The 20090-nt window shown below is 55.8% G+C and carries 16 protein-coding genes and 1 pseudogene; 5 read left to right on the top strand and 12 right to left on the bottom strand.

What is annotated here, in order from left to right; translation table 11 throughout:
- Positions 1-186: 186 nt before the first annotated feature.
- The 3 genes and pseudogenes from AD949_RS00895 to AD949_RS00885 form a co-directional block, all read right to left on the bottom strand.
- Positions 187-516, bottom strand: a complete 330-nt coding sequence (locus AD949_RS00895; RefSeq protein ID WP_061504598.1) for a DUF5862 family protein — start codon at positions 514-516, stop codon at positions 187-189.
- Positions 517-794: 278 nt separating this feature from the next.
- Positions 795-2734: pseudogene (locus AD949_RS00890) on the bottom strand (transglycosylase SLT domain-containing protein).
- 210 nt (positions 2735-2944) lie between these two features.
- Complete coding sequence (locus tag AD949_RS00885) at positions 2945-3838, bottom strand: uracil-DNA glycosylase (RefSeq protein WP_048835637.1); 894 nt, start codon at positions 3836-3838, stop codon at positions 2945-2947.
- Between the two features lie 154 nt (positions 3839-3992).
- Between AD949_RS00885 and AD949_RS00880 the strand changes: the two genes are divergently transcribed.
- The 3 genes from AD949_RS00880 (at position 3993) to AD949_RS00870 (ending at position 7255) form a co-directional block, all read left to right on the top strand.
- On the top strand, positions 3993-5870 hold the full coding sequence (locus AD949_RS00880) for a tetratricopeptide repeat protein (RefSeq protein WP_048835638.1): 1878 nt from the start codon (positions 3993-3995) through the stop codon (positions 5868-5870).
- 11 nt (positions 5871-5881) lie between these two features.
- Positions 5882-6769, top strand: a complete 888-nt coding sequence (locus AD949_RS00875; protein WP_048835650.1) for a 4-(cytidine 5'-diphospho)-2-C-methyl-D-erythritol kinase — start codon at positions 5882-5884, stop codon at positions 6767-6769.
- 90 nt (positions 6770-6859) lie between these two features.
- A complete protein-coding gene (locus AD949_RS00870) occupies positions 6860-7255 on the top strand; it encodes a hypothetical protein (RefSeq protein ID WP_052944547.1) in 396 nt (131 codons plus the stop codon).
- A 101-nt stretch (positions 7256-7356) separates the two neighbouring features.
- On the opposite strand, the gene AD949_RS00865 is transcribed toward AD949_RS00870, so the two are convergent.
- From AD949_RS00865 to AD949_RS00835, 7 genes are all read right to left on the bottom strand, one after another.
- Positions 7357-8196, bottom strand: coding sequence for a YbaY family lipoprotein (locus tag AD949_RS00865; RefSeq protein WP_048835639.1), 840 nt, complete (start codon positions 8194-8196; stop codon positions 7357-7359).
- A gap of 186 nt (positions 8197-8382) precedes the next feature.
- A complete protein-coding gene (locus AD949_RS00860; protein WP_048835640.1) occupies positions 8383-9387 on the bottom strand; it encodes an SDR family oxidoreductase in 1005 nt (334 codons plus the stop codon).
- Positions 9388-9501: 114 nt separating this feature from the next.
- The gene (locus tag AD949_RS00855; protein ID WP_048835641.1) at positions 9502-10080 is read right to left on the bottom strand and encodes a YqaA family protein; all 579 of its coding nucleotides are present in this window, start codon (positions 10078-10080) and stop codon (positions 9502-9504) included.
- A 161-nt stretch (positions 10081-10241) separates the two neighbouring features.
- Complete coding sequence (locus AD949_RS00850) at positions 10242-10451, bottom strand: hypothetical protein (RefSeq protein ID WP_048835642.1); 210 nt, start codon at positions 10449-10451, stop codon at positions 10242-10244.
- The gene (locus AD949_RS00845; RefSeq protein WP_048835643.1) at positions 10432-11922 is read right to left on the bottom strand and encodes an MATE family efflux transporter; all 1491 of its coding nucleotides are present in this window, start codon (positions 11920-11922) and stop codon (positions 10432-10434) included. The genes AD949_RS00850 and AD949_RS00845 overlap by 20 nt, the downstream gene beginning before the upstream one ends.
- A 146-nt stretch (positions 11923-12068) precedes the next feature.
- Entirely contained in the window at positions 12069-12893 is an 825-nt protein-coding gene (locus AD949_RS00840) for an ABC transporter ATP-binding protein (RefSeq protein ID WP_048835644.1), read from the bottom strand.
- 3 nt (positions 12894-12896) lie between these two features.
- On the bottom strand, positions 12897-13772 hold the full coding sequence (locus AD949_RS00835; RefSeq protein WP_048835645.1) for an ABC transporter permease: 876 nt from the start codon (positions 13770-13772) through the stop codon (positions 12897-12899).
- Between the two features lie 185 nt (positions 13773-13957).
- On the opposite strand from AD949_RS00835, the gene AD949_RS00830 reads away from it, so the two are divergent.
- Complete coding sequence (locus AD949_RS00830; RefSeq protein ID WP_048835646.1) at positions 13958-14890, top strand: ribose-phosphate pyrophosphokinase; 933 nt, start codon at positions 13958-13960, stop codon at positions 14888-14890.
- A gap of 5 nt (positions 14891-14895) precedes the next feature.
- Positions 14896-15498 (top strand): histidine phosphatase family protein, encoded by a 603-nt coding sequence (locus AD949_RS00825; RefSeq protein ID WP_048835647.1) that lies wholly within the window; start codon positions 14896-14898, stop codon positions 15496-15498.
- Positions 15499-15556: 58 nt separating this feature from the next.
- Here AD949_RS00825 and AD949_RS00820 read toward each other — a convergent pair whose 3' ends face one another.
- Together AD949_RS00820 and AD949_RS00815 are read right to left on the bottom strand one after the other, a co-directional pair.
- Entirely contained in the window at positions 15557-18598 is a 3042-nt protein-coding gene (locus AD949_RS00820) for a glycosyltransferase (RefSeq protein WP_082064678.1), read from the bottom strand.
- 624 nt (positions 18599-19222) lie between these two features.
- Positions 19223-19783: a helix-turn-helix domain-containing protein gene (locus tag AD949_RS00815; protein ID WP_141325485.1), complete on the bottom strand. Its 561-nt coding sequence runs from the start codon at positions 19781-19783 to the stop codon at positions 19223-19225.
- Positions 19784-20090 lie beyond the last annotated feature (307 nt).

The raw sequence follows: 20090 nt of genomic DNA, 5'->3' as shown, positions 1-20090 counted from the left end.
GTTTTTGCCATTCTGCCAGAGAATTGAGTTGCCGCTCGGTTTCAGGTTGCCGGTGACTTCGCTACCATTTGGTTGGTAATCGACGTCGGCATTCCAGTTAATTTCGCCCATAGTGTCCCCCCTTATTTTAAGGAGGTCCGTACTCGCCCGCGCCGTAATGGGTCTGGCGCGTACGGACCAGTGTTTTTAGTGGTTGTTCTGCTGACCGGCTGTGCCGGCGCCAACCTGGTTGATCCAGTTGATGAGAACCGGTTCACCATCCTGCAGGCCTACAGCAGCGCCCATAACCGTTCCGGCGATTGCGCCCTGAATGGTCGGAATAAAGAGGCCAACCAGCTGGCCAATGGCGCCAATGCCGAAGATGCCGCCGCCGTCACCACCATGGATGCCGCCGATCATCATGCCTTCAGACGCACCGGCAACGCAGCCGACCACAGCGCCAGCAAGGGCATCGCCAAAGCTTTTAGCGGTACCACCAGAGACTTCTGTCGTTTCAGCAAAAGTAAGTTCACGCATGCACTTAGCTCCTTATTTGTTTTGAGTGCATGAGAGTCGTCACATAATTCCAAACCACTTGGGAAGAGATGGATTTTGGATTACCTTATTATTAACGATCATCCACAATGATTAACGATGGATAAATGATTTTTGTGGGGAAGGGGCGAATCTCGCGGGGCATAAAGCCGTCTTGGCGGAGGATTCGAGGGGGAGATAATCCGGTTTTAAAAATACAAAAGGCGCGACTTGCATCGCGCCTTGGGCAGAACGTTTCGTGTCCCTGTAGCGGGGTTTATTTAGTGCATAACCCGTGTGTTGATGGTGTGCGCCAGAGCCTGCTCATCCGCAAAATCAGGCCATTCATTTTGTGTCAGAGCGGTAAGGGATGGGGTGGGCAGTTTTAGCCGTGCCGCATAAATCCATAGGTAAGACAAGGCCCGGTGGACGTAATCCCGTGTTTCCGTGTTGGGGATCAACTCCATGAAGAGCAGTGGATCATCTGACGAGGAGGCCGCTTTTTCCCACCGCGCGAGTGCCGTGGGGCCTGCATTATAGCTGGCCAGCAGGCGGATCATATCGCCACCGCGTAGGGGCGTATGCGCGGTGTGGCGCGTAAGGTCAGCCAGATACTGCACATAACGCTGCCCGATTTCCAGATTCAGGCTGGGGTCATGCAGGGCGCTGGCGGCGTTTTCAAACCGATGGTTCAGCGCATTTGGCGGACTGGTGACAAAGTCCGCAGTCAGGGGGCGGATCTGCATCAGCCCATGTGCTCCGGCGCCGGAGACAGCCTGCGGGTCAAAATTAGATTCCAGCCGGGTCAGCGCGTAGACCAGCGCAGGGTCCATGGTAAAACCGTGGCGTGGCTTGAGCAGCGGGAGTGGGAGGTTTTCATGCTCGTGCCCCTGCGCGGCTGCGTGGGCTTTGAGAGAGTCGACCATTTCCGCGGATAGGTCATGCAGGCCAGCGGCATCTGCGACAAGCTGGAAGGATCGGGCCAACGTGACATCATGCAGGTCCGGCCATGCCCGGCGGATGGCATTTTCGGCCCGTTCCTGCTCTCCAACCTGCAGGAGCGCAAAGACACGTCGCCCCACTTCCGTCCCCCCGACGGCCTCAATATCAATTTCTGTCAGCACCTGTGTGGAGGGCGTGCTACTTGTGGCTTCAAGTGGAGAAAAGGCAGCCTTGCGCAGATGGTCCCGGTCATGCGGGCCTGCGGCAGGATGCAGGACACGGGCAGCCAGAAGCCCGTAGAATGTTGTCGGGTAAGCCGCCGCATGCTGGAGCCATGTGTGGCGGGCAGAGGCCTGCCCCTGCTTTTCATGCGTACGGGCCGCCCAGAAGGCGCAGGCCGCCCGCATTTCAGGCAGAGCGGTGGCGGCGTGGGATGCTTTTTCAAAGAAAGATGCAGCCTGCGCGTAGTCGCCCTGCTGCCATAGGGCCAGTCCGGCAATGTATCCTGCCAGCGCATTTTTGTTTTTAGAAACAAGGACAGCGGTGCGGCTGATATCCAGCGCGACATCCGTTTCCCCCGCATTAAGCATGGCCTGAGCCGTTTCTGCCTGAAGCTGGGCGGCATAAGCCGGTGTCATGCCCGGTGTGGCGGTAATAAGATGCAGGGCGCTGTGCACCCCCTTAAGCCCCCAGCCCGTGCGTTCCCGTAGGGTGCGGTCCAGCAGCGGGTTGCGGGTAAAACTCTGTGTCAGCGGGTCCGAAGGGATGCTGGTGTGGTCCGGTGCCAGATGGGGGGAGGCCGGGACCGGCGGCAGCGGGCCGCCATGCTGGGGGAGTGCGGCCAGACGCGCCCAGATGGCGGCGGCGTCAGCATGGGAAGGGTAGGTTTTTAGCCAACCCCGTAGTTCTGTCGCACCCGGATGGTAGGACGGGTTCAGGTAGCGGTCCGCCTCAATATCACCGAGCAAAGTCGCATCGGTCAGCCGGGTTGTGCTGGTAATGGCCTCGGCAAAGGCACCTTGCCGCTGGAGGCGGAAGATGGATTTAATCTGCGTGCTGATTTCCGGTGGGAGTGGCTTTGGCAGAGGAATGTCATCCCCTTCCGGAAACGCCTGTCGTGGCATGACCATCGCAAGCTCTTCGCTGTGCGTGTCCTGCCCCGCATCGGGGAGCTTGGCATAGGCTCTCGTCGCTACGACGGAAGCACCGGCCAAAGGGCGGCTCCGGCCATGAAGGCCTTAGCCACGATTTGATGAGGGATCTGTCCTATCGCTCGCATGGCTGGCGGGGTCTATGTGGTTCTGCGTCAAAAAGCAAGTTTACTCTCTGTAAGCACTCAGTGAGGGTGCTTTAGGAAACCAAAAAATGCTCCTGTTAATTGGTCGTCGGTCCAGCGGGAACTACTTGGCGTTACACAGGAAATTCTCGCCTGAATAGAGTCGTTTTTATTGGGGGAGCCTTCGGTTGTTCCTCTGGGTGGCCTATGGATTCAGGGCGCCTGTTGTAGCGTCTGTGCAACAAGCATCAGGTCCTGCCATATTTCTTTGCGTGCTGTGGCGCTGGCCCGCAACTGGAGGGGGTGACGCATAACAAGGGCAGGCAGTGGCGCGGCCAGACCGGCGATAGCGCTCTCCCCCCAGTTCCTGCGTGGCAGCGGTGTCTGCGCATCCAGCAACATCCGGGCCGAAAGCCGCCCGCACAGCAGCAGACGTTGCGGGGTAAACAGGGTAATGGCGCGTTCCAAAAACGGACGGCACTGTTTCAGTTCAGCCTCTGTCGGCGCGCGGCCGCCGGGGGGGCGCCAAGGTAGGGCGGTCGCCAAGAGCAGGGTCTGGCGGTTCAGCCCCAGTGGGGTGAGCATACGGGCCAGTAGATCCCCACACAGGCCGGAGAACACTTCTCCGCTGCGGTCTTCATCCGCGTCCGGTGCGTCGCCAATAATCATCAGCGGTGCCTGAACAGGGCCGGTTGGGAAGAGGGTATGCATGGCTGTTGTGCGCAGCGCACATGCGGAGAAGCCGTCCATAGCTGCACGCAAAGCTTCGGGCGTATTGGCGCCCGCGGCCAGTGCTCGCGCCTGCTCCAGCGTGTGCGCCAGCAGGGCCGGGCCACTTTGTGGGGCCGCAGGTACCGCACGCGGAGGCTCTCCTGAGGGCGCGGCGCGGGGTACATTCTGGCCGGCTGGGGGCCGAGTAGGCGGCATCGTTGAGCTGTTAGGACCCGTCAGGCGACCATCTGTCGCGCGGCGCAACGCTGGTTCTTCCGCCGGGAAGTGCATTTTGCCCAAGCGCGCCAGACGCTGGTCAACCGGGGAGTCACCCACCGCGGTCTCCACGCCCCATTCGCCATACAGGCGTAGAAGAGACAGAGCGGTTTCCATCAGATAAAGTGCCGGAAAACTGAGGGGCCGGTTTGGCGGTTGGCTGCGGGCAGGGTAGAGAAGTATCCGCCGTTCATGTCATGTCTCCCCAGTCTTGACGGAACGGGGCGTATCCAATGGCCTGTTAGGGCCTCTGCCGCTCCGGGATAGGGTCATTATGCTGTTTTGTCGTCTTCTGCCTACGGTTTTCCTGCTACTATCGGCTTCGGTTCTGACCCCCTGCGCCTCTGCCGCCATGCCCGAAGGGGCAGAAACCAGCCAGACACCCTCCGCTGATCACGCATCGGACCAGCCTCCCGGCACACAAGTGGAGGCCGCAAAAGCTGCTGGCCATGTCGATTCGGGTGCGTTTCTCACGGCTGTTGTCGCCACGCATAAAGGGGATGATCTGGACGCAGCCCGTGCGTTTCGTGCCGCCGCCGCAGCAGACCCTACGAATCAGGACCTTCTGAAGCAGGCTTTTATTCGCAGCGTGCTGGCAGGAGACCCAGAAGCCGTGCCACTGGCGCGCCTGACGGCGAAGCGGCCAGCGGGGCAGAGCATCATCTCCTCTCTGGTGCTGGGGAATGACGCCGTAACCCGAGGCAACTGGACTGAAGCCTCCCGTTATTACCAGCAGGCCGGGGCCGACCCGATGGCGCATCTTATCATGCCCCTGCTTCAGGCTTGGTGCGAGCAAGCGGAGAACCATGCGGATGAGGCCATAGCCTCTCTCACCCATATTCAAGGCTCCGTCTTGGTGCCGTTCTATACGCTGCATGCGGCGTTGATTGCCCAGACCGCCGGACAGACCGCCCGGGCGGGAGACCTGTTTGCGCAGGCCGCTAAAATGATGCCGGGGTATGACCTGCTGCTCACACGCTCTCAGGCGGCATGGTTCTGGTCCTCTGGCCAGCAGGATAAGGCCCGGCTGCTCATACGCAACATGATTCAGGCGGACCCGGTGCTGGCGCTGGCCGGTGCGCAGTTACAGGCTACCATCAGCCATGCACCTGTTACGTCCGCTCAGGCCGGTATTGCCCGCGCTTATGTGCTGACAGCGTTTCTCCTCCGCCAGCAGGGCCATCAGCAAGGCCAACAGCAAGGACAGAGCGGGCATCCCGGCCCGTCTGATCATCAGTTTGATGAAGCCTCCCGCCTGATGCTCGGCTTTGCGCTCGGGCTGGACCCGCATCTGGCGGAAGCCCGGCTCATGCTGGCGGAAATTCAGGATGCCGAAGGGCACCAGACCGCCGCGCGGGAAACATTGCTGCGCATCCCGCAGACAGACCCGCTCTACCCCGTAGCGGCCTTTCGTCTCGCATTGCTGGATGGTTCCACCGAGCATCTGGATGAAGCCCAGAGTATTTTGACTCGTCTTACAAAGGAGACCGCCGGACAAGCGTTGGTCGTACGGGCGTTGGGCAATACCTTATCCGCCCGTAAAGACTGGAAAGGGGCGATTGCTGCCTATAATCAGGCGGTCACGCAGGCAAAAGCCAGCAAAACGCTGGACTGGTCGCTCCTTTTCCTGCGGGCCGTGGCGTATCATGAGGCCGGGGACTGGCCGCATGCCAAAGCAGATTTGCAGGAGGCGCTCAAAATGGCGCCCGATGAGCCGTTGCTGTTGAATTTCCTTGGTTATTCCATGGTGGAGCGCAAAGAAAATCTGGGCGAGGCTCAGGCTCTGCTCCGCAAGGCGGCTGATCTGGACCCGCAGGATGCCGCCATTCGTGACAGTCTGGGGTGGGTGCAGGTAGAACTGGGGGATCTGGCAGGCGGGACCGCGCTGCTGGAACGCGCAGCCGAGCAAACGCCGGAAGACCCGGAGGTGAATTATCATCTGGGTGAAGCCTACTGGCGCGCCGGGCGGAAGAGCGAGGCCGTGGACCAGTGGAATGTTGCACTCGGTCTGCACCCCGAACCCACGGATGAAGCCCTGATTCGTGCCGCACTGGCGCGTGCCGCGACAGCCGACATTACAAGAGCCACACCGCAGCGTGCCCCTCAGGCTGAGAGCGGCCCTGCCCAGAGCCGAGGAAAGCAAACCCCGTGACATCAGCCACCATGGACCCCACCACTAGAATTCTGACAGAAGCCGCCCCGGCCAAGATCAACCTCTACCTGCACGTAACCGGCAAGCGGCCAGACGGCTACCATCTGCTGGACAGTCTGGTGGTGTTTGCCGGTGCGGGGGATCGGCTGCGGTATGAGCCCGGGCCGGAAAGGCTCCATCTGGTTCTGGATGGGCGATTTGGCGCGGCGCTGTGCGATGCCGCTGGCCCGGATAATTTGGTGATGAAGGCCGCCGCCGCGCTGGAATCTGCCTGCGGGCCAGAGGCTCAGGTGCGTGGGGGCAGACTGGTGCTGGAAAAGGAGCTGCCTGTTGCGTCCGGCATTGGCGGTGGCTCAGCCGATGCGGCGGCGGCCCTGCGTTTGCTAAACCGCGTATGGAACGCGCAGGTAGACCGCGGCACACTCCTGCGGCTGGCCGAAAAACTGGGTGCGGATGTGCCGGTCTGTCTGGCCAGCCAGAGCGCGCGCATGGAAGGTATTGGCGAGACTTTGAGTGCCGCGCCTACTCTGCCGGATTGCGGTATGGTGCTGGTTAATTGCGGGCAGGCGGTCTCCACCCCCGATGTGTTCCGCAAGCGGGATGGCGCATTTCTCCCGCGCGCGGCTCTGCCCGTCCGTTGGCCGGATGCAGCGGCCATGGTGGCTGATCTGGTCCGGTTGGATAACAGTCTGGAAGCCCCTGCCTGCATGGTATGCCCGCCGGTCCGAACGGTTTTGTCCGCTATTGAAACGCTGCCCGAGTGTCTGCTGTCCCGCATGAGCGGCTCCGGCGCGACCTGCTTCGGCCTGTTCCCCTCCGTGCAGAGCGCACAGGCTGCCGCCGCGCGCCTTGCGCAGGCAGAGCCGGGCTGGTGGGTCTGGGGCGGCGGGCTGGTCTGATCGGGCTACTCTGATTCTGTCGTATAAAAGAACCGGCGGCACTTTGGTCAGAACTCTGCTAGAGTGCCACCCACAATAAAGGAGGGCCGTATGTCTTCTAAAATTGATCTGACTTTATCTGACGATCAGACAACTGTTCACATGACTCTGCCGGGGCAGGGCGATGAGCCCACGGTTGAAGTGCCGATGTCTCTGGATGAGGTGAGCAGCCTGATTACTGTGCTGGGGCGGCTGCGTCAGACTATGATGACGGACCATGAAATCCCGCCGATTGAAGGCGCAACCTTCACACCAGTTACACGCACGCGCTGGGCTGTGCAGCCGGAAGCGCGGACGGATGGCTCCCTCTTGGCGTTCCAGCACCCGGCCTATGGTCCGGTCGGGCTGGTACTGACCCCGCAGGATGCGGATCGGCTTGGCAAAGCCCTGAGCCTGCACGAGCAATTGCGGCTTGGCCAGAAGGCCAGCCGCGGTAAGCTCAACTAAGCCTCAGTACGCTATAAAGTCTGGAAAGTCAGGCGGGACAATTAGGCTGAAAATTTGATGTGGCATACGCTGTCTCCGCGCATGCCACACTCTTTCTTATCTCAGCGAGGTGTTGCTGTCGGGGCCGGTGCGCTCTCATGTGCTTCAGCAGACTGACGGCGGAATAGGACGGTCGGCTTGTCCTGTGCATCGACCAGCGCCAGCACATCGCCCGTTGGGGCCAGATGCCAGCCGCGCGTGGCCTCCATATTTTTCAGGAAAAGCTGCTCCGTCTTCATCGCCTGCGGCAGACAGGCCATGCGCGTTGTCATCAACGGGCCAAAGGTCAGGGCTGCACCGTCTATTGTTGCCTTGCCGCGTACCCGGTTGCAGCCGCTAAAGCCAGAAACGGTTCCATCTGCCGCAATGTTTAGCAGAGGCGGTTTGCCGCCTTCCGCAACAGGCGCATCCCCTATCCGTTCCGCTTTCCATGTGCCTGCGGGTGTCGCGGTGGCACCGGCTGTTGCGCCAGCAGTCGTAGTGGCAGTGGCAGTGGCACGGCTGAGCACCATCTGGATATTTGCCTTATTGTCTTCTGGCATCGGTGTTTGCGTAGTGGTGACAAACCAAGGGTGGCCGTCCACAAAAATGGTGGCGTCCAGCGCGTAAGTGTGGCCCGCCGTGAGCAGGTCGCGGTTGAATTTCAGTGTAAAGGGAATGGGTACCTGCCGCCGGGTGCGTAAGGATGTTCTGGCAAGCACCTCAGCTTTGGCATCGGCCAGAGAGGTATCCAGCAGGCGCACGTCCAGCACGGAGGGCGGTAGCGCCATGCGCTCCCGATACGTCACGCTCCCTCGCAGGGTTGTTGTTGCAGCCTGAGCGCAAGGAGGGGAGAGCACAGCGGCACTTGCCCCACAAACAGCCGCGACCAGCAGGGAACGACGCAGAAAAAATGCGATCATGCAGGGTCTCCTGTTTTCCGGCCAACCATCTGGCCAGAGCACCCAAAGGTGGAGTTGTCTTTCCCGATACCCCTATTGTCCCACAGTTTATGGCGCCAGCACGTCATAGCACCTGCAAGACTGGGGCGCGAAAGACGCCGCTGTGCGGACTTGCTGCGGCGTCTTCCCTTCCGTGATGAGCGGTGATTAACGGCGGCTGTTGCGGATATGCGCCATTAGGCCTGTCACTCCGGCGGCCAGTGCCGCTCCAAACAGGCCAGCCCTCACGCTGGAGGTCACAAAAAAGGAGAAGGGGCTGTCCACACGCCGGGCTTTTTCATCAAACGCACCGTGGGCGGCAAACGCACCGGGAGCGGAGTGAAACAGGTCATCTGCCGCGGTGCTTTCCGCACAGGTTTTTTGCAACTGGGCTGTGTAGCCATGCTTCGCCATACGGGCTTCCCGGCAGCCCGGCCCCAGAATGCGCCAGATGGCGGCCAGTGTGGTGCTGGGGCCAATGGAGATAGAGCGGCTGGTGGTAAAGGCAGCGCGGCAGATGGCTTCCGCCGCCACTTCCGGCTCATAAACCGGGCCAACCGGCTTCAAACGCTTGCCGGTCAGGTTGCGGGTCCAGCCGTAGCGCGGGGTGTTGATAGCGGGCAGATCCACCATCACAACCCGGATATGGTCCGCATCATGCAGCAGTTCCGGGCGCAGGCTTTCACAAAAGCCACGCAGGGCGGAGCGAGCCCCGTTTTCTGCCGCCTGTAGCGGCAGGCCGCGCAGGGACGGAGCGAGGTCCAGATTGATAATAGCGCCATGCCCACGGCGGCGCATGTGCTTCAGTGCGGCGAGCGTACCGTTGACGCTGCCCAGATAAGTGACTTCCGTCGCTCGCTGAATATCCTTGGCGGACAGAACCGCAACTTGCCCGACCACTGTTGCCCCAGCGCAGTTGGCCCAGACGGTAATCGGGCCGAGTTCTGCTTCAATCTGCACAGCAGCCTGCTCGACAGCATCGGCCTGCGCCACATCCACCGGGATAACCAGCGTGCGGATGGAATGGGCGGCCAGTTCCTGTGCTGCGTCCTTCAGCCGGTCTTCATTCCGGCCCAGCAGGGCGATGTCAAAGCCTGCGCGGCCCAGCGCACGGGCAGCGGCCCGGCCAATGCCTGCTCCGGCACCGGTAATGACAGCGATCTGCGTTGGCATGCGTCTCGTCTCCCTGCATTCAGTCTGTAATGTTTGCGCGTGATGCTTTCTTGCGCCGGAACCGCATGCCCTGCAAGGCAGGCAACAGCGCGGCAGCCGTGCATAGGTCTGGCGTTATAGATACCGCAACGCCAGCACTCCGCCCACCAGAAGGACGGCAAAAACGCCCATGACCAGCGGCAGGCGGCGTTCCAGAAAATCCTCAATCGGCGCGCCAAATTTCCACAGCAGTCCGGCTACCAGAAAAAAGCGGACCCCTCGCGTTACCAGACTGGCGGCGATAAACGGCAACAGGGCAAAATGCGCCATGCCGCTGGCAATGGTGACAAATTTGTAAGGAATAGGTGTCAGCCCCTTGAACAGGATAATCCACACGCCCCAGTGGCGGAATTTTTCCTGCAAGGCGGCCAGCGTCTGCTCGGCATGATAAAAATGCACGATGGGCAGAGCCAGATGCTGGAGGAGTAGGGCCCCGATAACCCAGCCCAGAATCCCCCCCGTTACACTCGCCACCGTGCAGAGTGTGGCGTAAAGCCACGCCTTATCCCGGCGGGCCAGCACCATGGGCACAAGCAGCGTTTCCGGCGGTAGCGGGAAGAAGCTGGCTTCCGCAAAAGTCAGAGCTACCAGCCATAAGGGGGCATTGGGGCTGGCCGCGTGCCGTAACACGCGGGCATAAAGGCGATTAAGCATGAAGAAATAGGCCGGATGCTAAAGGAAAAATCATCCGGCCTTGATGCCACGCGCTTCTGTCTCAGGCCAGAGAATATCGTGCTCTGGCTATCGTCTTGTCCCTCAGCGCAGTCTCATCACCGCACTCCCGCAGCGGTGTGCGGGTCTTTCTGCTGGGCGGGTTACATGCGCTCGCGGCGCAGAACCTCCTCGGCTTTACGGTGAATGGTGTCGTATTCGTCCTGCGTCAGCGTGCCGCGATGCAGCATCTCACTGGCGCGGGCCAAAGCATCCCGTGCATGAGTCGCATCCGGAATAGGGTAACGGCGGCCGGGTAGGGCAAAAGCCTCATCCGGTAGGGCGTTGCGTTCTTCAGTGGTCAGTTTTGACATGGTCTTCACTCCTGTCCGTTTCACGAAAGGCCGGAGATTCCAGTTCGTCCAGTTCCGCCATGGCGGCTTCCGCACTCACGGTCGGGACGTCTGAAACAGGTACGCTTCCCGGCCCCGCCGGAAGAGAGCCGGGGCCGCCAAGTGTACGCGTCACTCTAAACGCGGTCATCACCGCAAGAGAACCAAAAACAATCCCGCCCGCCGCATGGCCCAACTGCACCCCGGCAGGCCCAAACCGGCTGCCAAACCATACAAAGGGAATGGTGCCCAACGTGGCACGACCCCAGTTGAAGGCGGTGGAATAGAGCGGGAAACCCAAATTGTTGAAGGCCGAGTTGGCCACAAACAACATGCCAACAAACAGAAAGGCCCCAATGGTCCAGGAACAGAACAGATGAATAAGCAAGGCGGCATCACCCTGCGCATGGAACCCGGCCACTACGTAATCCTGCAAGGCGGCCAGCACGATCCACGTGGACCCAACACTCAGCATGACCAGTTTAAGCGCGGATTTTAAGGTCTCGCGCACACGGTCATACTGCCCGGCCCCTACATTCTGCCCCATGATGGGGCCAACTGAGCCAGTTAACGCAAACACGAGAGAAAAGAGAACAGGCACCATCCGCTCAATGGAGGCCTGCCCTCCAACCGCTTCCAGCCCGAATGTCGCCATCGCTCCCGTCACATAAGTCCCGGCAACGGGGGTGGCCAGATTGGTCATGATGGCAGGCATGGCAACACGGCCCACATGCCGGGCATCGGCTAGAATACGGGCCGGCACGGGGCGGGCAATCATATCATGCCGGAGGGCACCTCGCAGGCCAACAATAGCCACAGCAAAGCGGGAAAGCACGGTGCTGATGGCCGCCCCGGTTAGCCCTTCATGCAGCCCGAAAATCATGAGCGGGTCCAGCACGGCGGCCACCACAGCCCCCAGCAGCGTGATGTGCATGGACCCCTTGGCGTCTCCCACTACGCGCATGAGGGAGGAGGCACCCATACCAATGCAGATCAGCGGCAGAAAGGGGCTAACAACGTGCAGATAGGCGCTCGCATGCTCAAGTGCCGTACCTCGCGCGCCAAGCAGATGCAGCACCGGGCGCGCGGCCAGTGAGGTCACAAGCCCAAGCAGCAGCGCGATCACCACCGTTACAATCAGCGATGATGAAGCAATATGCCGGGCTTCCTCATACCGGCCTGCGCCAATTTCCCGCGCTGTGGCCGCGCTCAGGCCAATGGTCATGCCGATGGAGACCGCAATCTGGAGCCCAAGCACGGCCCCGGCAAACCCGATGGCGGCCGTAAGCGTCGGGTCATTCAAGTGCCCGATGTAGACCATGTTGAGCATGTCCACCGCAAACACGGCCATCAGGCCAATGGCGCCCGTGCCTGCCATCACAATCACATGTCGCATGATGCTGCCGGTTGTAAAACAGGCCTTTTGTCTGCCGGGCGGGGCTTGCCGGGTCATGGATGCTCCGTGTCTGGTACCGTGCGGGTGCCGTATTCTGCCAATCCGGCCCGATGCCGTGGCAGTATGTCATGCCCGATACGCCGTGCAATGGGGAAAGCAGAATGCCCTGCCTGCCGGGAGCGCACGGCAGGCGCGGAAATGGGTCAGGTGGTAAGGAGCGAGTCTGGGGCGTCTGGCTGGGGCAGAATGGGGTCTGGCGCCGTCTCTTTTCTGTCCAGTTCCTCCAGCGGGTGGCCTAGATAGGCTTCCAGAACCTCACGGGTGGACCCATCCATGCGGATACGCCCATCCTCCAGCCAGATCAGCCGGTTGCACCAGTCGGCCATAATGTCGGCCATATGGCTGGACAGAACCAGAATATCCGCTTTGGAGACAAGGGTTTCCAGCCGCTTGCGGGCGCGCTGGCGGAAGGAGGCATCCCCCGCCATAAACCATTCATCCATCAGTAGAACATCCGGCATGATGGCGGTCGCAAGACCAAAGGAAAGCCGAACGGTCATGCCGGAACTGTAGGTTTGCACCGGCAGGTCCAGAAAGGAGCCAAGCCCGGCAAAGGCTTCCACATCCTCTTCCACCGCCCGGATTTCAGACGGAGAAAGACCGGCGAACATGCCGCGCAGGCGAATATTCTCGCGCCCCGTCAGTTCCATGTTCATGCCGAGTGACGGGTCCAGCAGCGTGCCGATATGCCCATGGACGGTCACGCTGCCGCCCACAGGCTCATAAATGCCCGCCAATGCACGCAGCAGCGTGGTCTTGCCCGCGCCATTACCGCCTACAAGACCCAGCCTGTCACCGGGGTTGAGGGTAAAGCTGACATCCCGCAGCGCCTGCACAACCACACGCTCCCGCTCATCATGCGTAAAACGGCCACTCAGTGAGTTGCGCAGGGTCTTTTTCAGGCTGCGGGCGTTGCCGTGATAAAGCGGGAAAGAAATTTCCAGATCGCGGACGGTAATACCAACCATGCGTTACACCCAATAGGCCAGACGGGCCCGCATGCGGGCAAAAAGGGCGAAGGTGAACACTGTCAGCCCTGCGGACCAAGCCAAGGCGGCAGGCCAGACGGCAGCCTTCACGGTGTCACCCGTAAAGGGCGTTCGCAGAATTTCCATCAGCGGAAAAAATGGGTCCAGCAGCAGCCAGTCCTGCCCGGTTTTCATCAGTTCCGGCGCCCACAGAATGGGGGTGACAAAAAACAGGATTTGCAGGGTGCTGGCGACAATCGGCGGCACATCCCGAAAGCGCGCGCCCAGAATGCCCAACAGCAGCGTGGCCATAAAGCTGTCCACTATCCACAGCCCACAGGCGACTGGTGTGGTCCATGACCAGGTGGGCGCTACGCGGAACCACAGGAAAACGACAATAACGACGGGAATATTATGCGCTACCGTCAACAGGTTGCGCACTGTGGCGCGCAGGACATGCAGACTGTAGGGCATACGGGCCGAATGAATCAGCCCGCTGGCTGAGGTAAAGGTTGTGCATCCATCCTGCAACGTGCTGCCCACAAACCCCCAGAGCACGAGGGAGAGGGTCAGGAAGGGCAGGTATTTATGCACATCCATGTTCATCAAATAGGCGTACAGAACCCCCATGGCGGCGACCATGACGGCGGTTGAGGCCGTCAGCCAGAACGGGCCGAGAATGGAACCACGATAACGGAGCTTGATATCTAGCCAGCCCAGCGTGGCTCCCAGTCGCGCCAGCTTCATACCGGAGAGCACATCCTGCCATGCATGGCGGAGGTAGGACGTACCGCGTTCCGGCAGAAGGGTAAGTGCTGGTTCCGGTGTATTGGCGGCGGGGGTATATCCGGCTGCGGGAGGGGGCTGCATGCTGTCCATGATACTCCATGGCGATAGAGAACAGAGTGTCGGTATGCAAGAGGGCGTGCTTTTTTGCCACGCTGCGTGCGCGTCTGTTCTGCCTCGTGTCTCTCTATGGATGACAACAGCCCGTGTGGTTGCTAAACCCGGCCCCGCTGTAGCCATCTCACTTTAACGTTGAAAAGCCGGGAACCCTCCTTATCATGAAGATTGTCGCCTGTAACAGCAATCTGCCACTGGCTAGAGCCGTTGCCGCGGAACTGTCTCTGCCTCTGTGTAATGTGACTGTCCGTCGCTTTGCCGACATGGAAGTCTTTGTCGAAATTCATGAAAATGTGCGTGGCGAGGATGTGTTCGTCATCCAGAGCACTTGCACCCCGACAAACGACAATCTGATGGAATTACTGGTTATGCTGGACGCGCTGCGGCGTGGGTCAGCCCGGCGAATCACGGCGGTCATCCCGTATTTCGGTTATGCGCGGCAGGACCGTAAGTCCGGTCCTCGCACGCCCATCAGCGCCAAGCTGGTGGCGAACCTGCTGGTGGAAGCCGGAGCGAACCGTGTGCTGACGCTGGATCTGCACGCCATGCAGATTCAGGGTTTCTTCGATATTCCAGTGGATAACTTGTATGCGGCTCCGTTGTTCACGCGGGATATCAAATCCCGCTACGGTGACCGTGACCTGATGATTGTCTCCCCGGATGTTGGCGGCGTGGTGCGCGCCCGTCAGTTGGCGCAGCGCCTGAATACCGATCTGGCGATTATTGATAAGCGGCGTGAGCGTGCTGGCGTGTCGGAAGTCATGAACGTAATCGGGGACGTCCGTGGCCGCCACTGTCTGCTGGTTGACGATATTGTTGATAGCGGCGGCTCCCTGTGTAACGCTGCACAGGCTATCGCCAATAATGGCGCGGCCTCAGTCGGTGCTTACGTGACGCACGGTGTGTTGACCGGACACGCTGTTGAGCGCGTGGCAAATTCCCCCATTGAAATGCTGACCTTGACGGACAGCATCATGGCCACCGAAAGTGTCGAGGCAGCGCAGAACATCCGGCAGGTGACCATTTCCCGCTTACTGGCGCAGGCCATGCGGGCTGTTGCTGATGAAAGTTCCGTCTCCTCCCTGTTTGATTGAGATCCATGGCACAGCTTCTTCCCCGCTCTTACTGGTATCTTCGGCACGGTCAGACAGATTGGAATCGTGACGGTCTGTCTCAGGGGCGCACCAACGTGCCCCTGAACGCGACCGGGATTGCTCAGGCCGATGCGGCGGCAAAGCTGTTTCAGGATGGTATTCAGACCTACGCGCCCATCACGCATATTGTCAGTTCTCCACTGGACCGCGCGCTGAAAACGGCAACCATCGTCCAGCAGGGGCTTGTGGCTCAAGGTCACGCCCCACTTCCACTGACGACAGATATCGGGCTGGAAGAAGTCTGTTTTGGTGAGCAGGAAGGCCAGCCGATGGGAGACTGGTATGATAGCTGGATTGCCGGAGACTACACACCAAACGGTGCTGAGCCCTTTGCGGCACTGCGGGCGCGGGCTGTAGCGGCGGTCAACAGGGCGATGGATGCAGGCGGTATCCCGCTCATTGTTGCCCACGGTGCGCTGTTCCGGGCACTCCGGTCCGCCATGAACTTACCGGCTAATGTGCGACTGCCTAATGCAACCCCGTTATGGATTCAGCCGTCAGGCGAACAGACCGCTCCGCTGTGGCAATTGACCGTCATGGCGGACTGACCAGACAAAGCGTGTTTCATCAGGCTTGAGGGGACGTGCTCGTCTTGGGCTGGTTGATCTAGGGTCGAATTGAGCGCGACGAGGAGGGGAATGCATCTCCCTGTGTCCTGAACGCGCCAAGATAGTCGTAAGGCGACATCAACAGAGTGATAAGGACTGGTAAGGCTGTGTGGAGCGGAATCACCAATCCTCCCCCGGCTTGTTTTATACGCTCTGCTGGTGCGCCAATATCATAAACAATAGCGGCCCTGTTGCATGTCCAGATATGCGTGAGCACATAAGACCATGTTTCTGGCCAGAGTGATGGCAGAAAAAACCAGTCTATTGCATATTTTTCCGTCAAAGCCTGAATTTCATATTCTTCGTAATGGCCGGTAATGGTGATAACGCCCGTTTCCAGAAGGGCAGGATCATTACAGCTATAACCGATAAGAACCAGCCTGAGAGGAACGTGCAGTGCTTTAATATGCTGCGCTAAAACAAGAAGGATTTCATAGCCTTTTTCAATGCTGATTGCTCCAAGTATCCCTATAATACGTTTTTCGTGATGACGCTTTATGGGAAAAGAGAGTGCCTCAACATTCAGCACATGCTCCCACGGGATGACTTCGGGCTGAAGACCTACAAAATGTCTTTTAAGGCGGGCAGCACTTTCTTTGCTCGGACAGATAATGCGCTGCGCCTGTGCCAGTAGGGTGCGGCTCCAGTTCCTTAGTTTCCCCAGAGGGGCAGGGTCATCCGTTCGGGTGCCTGATATTTTTATACATGCCAAGCAGGCTTCAAAATCTGGCTCTCCGCAATAATGATTTGTATCAGAAACAAGAGTGATACGTGGGCAAAACCAGGAGTAATCGTGAATATAAATATCATAGGGTAGGCCACACTGAGAAAGACTGAAAATCTTTTCAATGGTACTGCCAATATAACTATGGATTTCAAATTTTTCGCAGTTAAGCTCTTTATAAAGTGCTCTAAAGCTGAATGCATTGCGGGGAATGATTAGGTTTGGATAATCCTTCTCCCGTAAAGATGTTAGTTTCCATATCGGGCGTCCAGAGCAATGGTTTTCCGGCTGCATGATAAATGCAAAAATCCCTGCCTGCTCATAAAGGGAGGCACGGTGCCACACATGCCGCAAAATCCCGCCTTCCCGATTATGCATGATCAGAATAACGGATTTTAAAGAAGGATTATTCTGATGTAATCTCGCGAGATCAAGATTTTTTCTATAAAAAGCAAGAGGGTCTCTGTTCTGCCAGCGCGTGATAAGGCGCGCATAACCCGGATGTAACCCATTCAAAATTTCCAGATTCCGAGCAATCAGATCGTGCTTTACAGGGCTGAAAGACTGGCTCTCAGCATGTCCCACATAGGTACCCATGCATACAACATGCCGCCAACGCAGTGCCGCAGCACGGCGTGAAAAATCATTTTCTTCTCCATAACCTTGCGCAAAAATATCTTCGCGGAACAAACCTGTCTGTTCCAGGCAAGAAGATTTCACATACATGCAAAATCCATGCGCTGTGGGAACATCAATCGTGTCTCTATGCCAGATTCTGCCCATAACAGCACTGATATCCTGACAGGCTTTGGCATTAGGCACCGGGTTATCTGCATTGACAGATGGGTAACTGAAAATAGTAGCATTGTTAGATAAAGGTGTGGCCGTTCCAATATTAGGTTCAGAATAAGCGGCTTTTTGAAGGTTTTTAAGCCAGTTCTGACAAACAAGAGTATCACTATTCAGTAAAACAACATCTTCCTGTTGTTTCCTGTGGCGCATGCCCCGATTAACAGATTTGGGAAACCCCATATTTGTCATATTATGAAGAATAAGAATATCAGGCTTATTTTCAATTTGAGAAAGATATTTCAGAATATCTTGATCAGGAGAAGCATCATTGACGATGATCAAACGACTTTTTGGAGTTTTGTGTTTGATGCATAAAGAGAGACAGGTCTTCGTCGCCAAGAAACCGTCATAAACTGGAATAATAATTGCGACGGGTGAGACTTTATTAATTTTTAAGAGTAATTTTTGTGCTGGTGCTGGCAGAAGAAAGGGAAAATCGCGTTCCTGTTGCAGGCATAAAGCGGGAAAGAGCCGGGCAACATTCTGTGCATATTGCTTTGCATTTTCAGCAAACGGATCAAGCCCCACGGGGCTTCCATAAAGCGGCTTTCCATGTTCAGAAATAATCTCAAAGAGATCTTTTGTGGCGTTCAGTTTCTCTTTTTGAATGAAAAAAGAATGTTTGATCGTATCTCCAGAAATATTCTCAGGGGAAAATAATTTTATTGAATCAGTTAAAATATGAAATGGCTTTTTAGAGTCGTCCTGTGACTTGATAATGAGCTTCACTGATTCTTCTGGGTTTGCCGTGTAACGCGCCCAGCCTGAAAGACCGTCAGGATGAGCAGACACAAATCCTTCAGTCTTCAGAAAACGGGGAATTTTAAAAACACCTCCCAAAAGCGCTTCCTGCCGAAGAGTGAGCTGGACTTGTTTTGCAAATTTCCAATTTTTAGGAAGCAAGATCGAAAGCGTTTTATTTTTTGAAATAATATGAGAAGTAATGATTGGATATTCAATTTCGTCTATTATAATCTTGATATTCTGTAGAGAAACAGATTTTCGAAGTGTAAGATGAATTCTACCTGAACTGGAAAATGTGCACCACCCTGCTCGATTTGTCGTAAAACATATGGCTTCTGCTAAAACCTGAAAGGCAGGGAGATCAAGGTGAGTGTAATTTTCTACGTAAGACTGAAACTCCTCGTAAGCCAGAGTGTAGTCGGAAAATCTTAACCGGGTTGCAATAAGTAAAATTCGGCAAAAACGGGAGTTAGAACGGGATTTTATCAACTCTAATGGTTCGGACGCGGTTGGAATGCCAAGAAGTAGGCGTGTAACTCCAATACCGATAGTAATTAACCCATTATCTGGCTGAACTCTTTGTAAGTATTCAAGATTTTGCAAAAAATTCGTAAGAGAGATTGAGGTTGAAGAAGTGTGCTCATTATTTTTTAAAGAATAATCGATAATGGAAAGTATTTTATAAAGAAATCTCTTAAAAACTGTAACCTCAGTAATCATTTCGGTTCCTTTTGAAAGAAGTATCTAAAATAGAGTAAAAAAACATGAAATTTTTGCAGGAATAAAGTTAATTTATTTTAAGTTGATGGGGAGATAATTTAATGGAAAGATGTGTTAATTTTTCAAAGATAAAAAGATTTCAAATTTTTAACTCAAGTATAACCCCAGAAATGAATTATATTTACTTCAACATTTAAAAAATAATATTATTTTGAATAAATATTAATAAAAATATCAAAAAATAAAATAATTCATCATTTTTTTATAAGAAAAAATGGCTAAATATTTTGTGAAATCAATAAATTTTTTAGCTATTAGAGTTTTTTTGGAAAAATTGGTGACGTGGAAATGAGCATGATGAAGAACTCTTCATCAACACATAGGAATAGCGAAAAAAAACGGCGTTTTCGGTGGGGTCGCAAAAATTATCTTGCACAATATGACAAAATTATTCTGCCATCATCTGGATACAAAACATTATAAATCAATACATTATAGGAAAATTAAGTTTCTTTTCATTGAGAAACTCATGAGAAAGTGCCGGAGTGAAACTCCGGCAGAAAACCTAGGTGTCTTCGCAATGCTGTCGTATGGACGGAGAGTGTTTGAGAAAGCGCCTAGCCCCTACAAGGAACCTGAATTGCGGGCATATTCTACGGCTTTTTTGTTAAGCTGCTTACCTGCATTGTATAGGTCAAAATTCTGAGAGAGAGCACCGGCTTTATAAATCATTTGCTTGAGATATCTCATTAAGCTCTTAAATACCTTTGTTCTCATTTCAGTATTCACTGGACCTTCATATAATTTATCAAATATATGCAAAGATTCTATACACATTTCAATGTTAGTTAAATTTACAGGGTCATGATCTCCAACAAAAGAAATTTGTTCAAAATATTCATCTGTAAGTTCTTCTGGATGACCGGCACCAAAAAACAACCAATCCATGGTAACATTAGGTACTTTGTCAGATATTTTTTTTATTATTTCTACGGAAGGCTTAGAATTTCCTCTTTCTATTTCTGATATATGGCTTTGAGATACGCCTATTAATTGTGAAAACTCGGATTGAGTGGCTCCTATGATTTTACGAGCCTCTTTTATCCGCTCAACTATACCATCCCACTCCAAACCCTGATCGTGCATAACACCCTCCGATATTTTGCTTGCCATTTTATCTGTCAAGCGATATTTTTCTTCTATGTCAGAAGCACCAACTCTCTCAGAAGCTCAAAATACCGATAATTCAAGGCTTTTGGTAGCCATGAAAGCTACCTGTATCCTTAAGGGAACGACGCTTGAGCAATGGAGTAATAATAAAGGCATAAGTTCTTCATGGGTTAGGCAGTGCCTATCTGGTCGAAGAAGCAGACCAAGTGCGAAACGTTTGGTCGCAGAAATCAAACATTTTATTGGCGGAAGCGTGCTTTGAAAAAGGGAGATTATATAAGCACTGAGAGCCTGTTTGGAAATTCGCTGAAGTGTGATTCAA

This window comes from Acetobacter orleanensis, assembly GCF_001581005.1.
GTDB lineage: Bacteria > Pseudomonadota > Alphaproteobacteria > Acetobacterales > Acetobacteraceae > Acetobacter > Acetobacter orleanensis.
The sequence above is the reverse complement of the archived record's forward strand: the minus strand, read 5'-3'. Positions and strand labels throughout refer to the sequence as shown.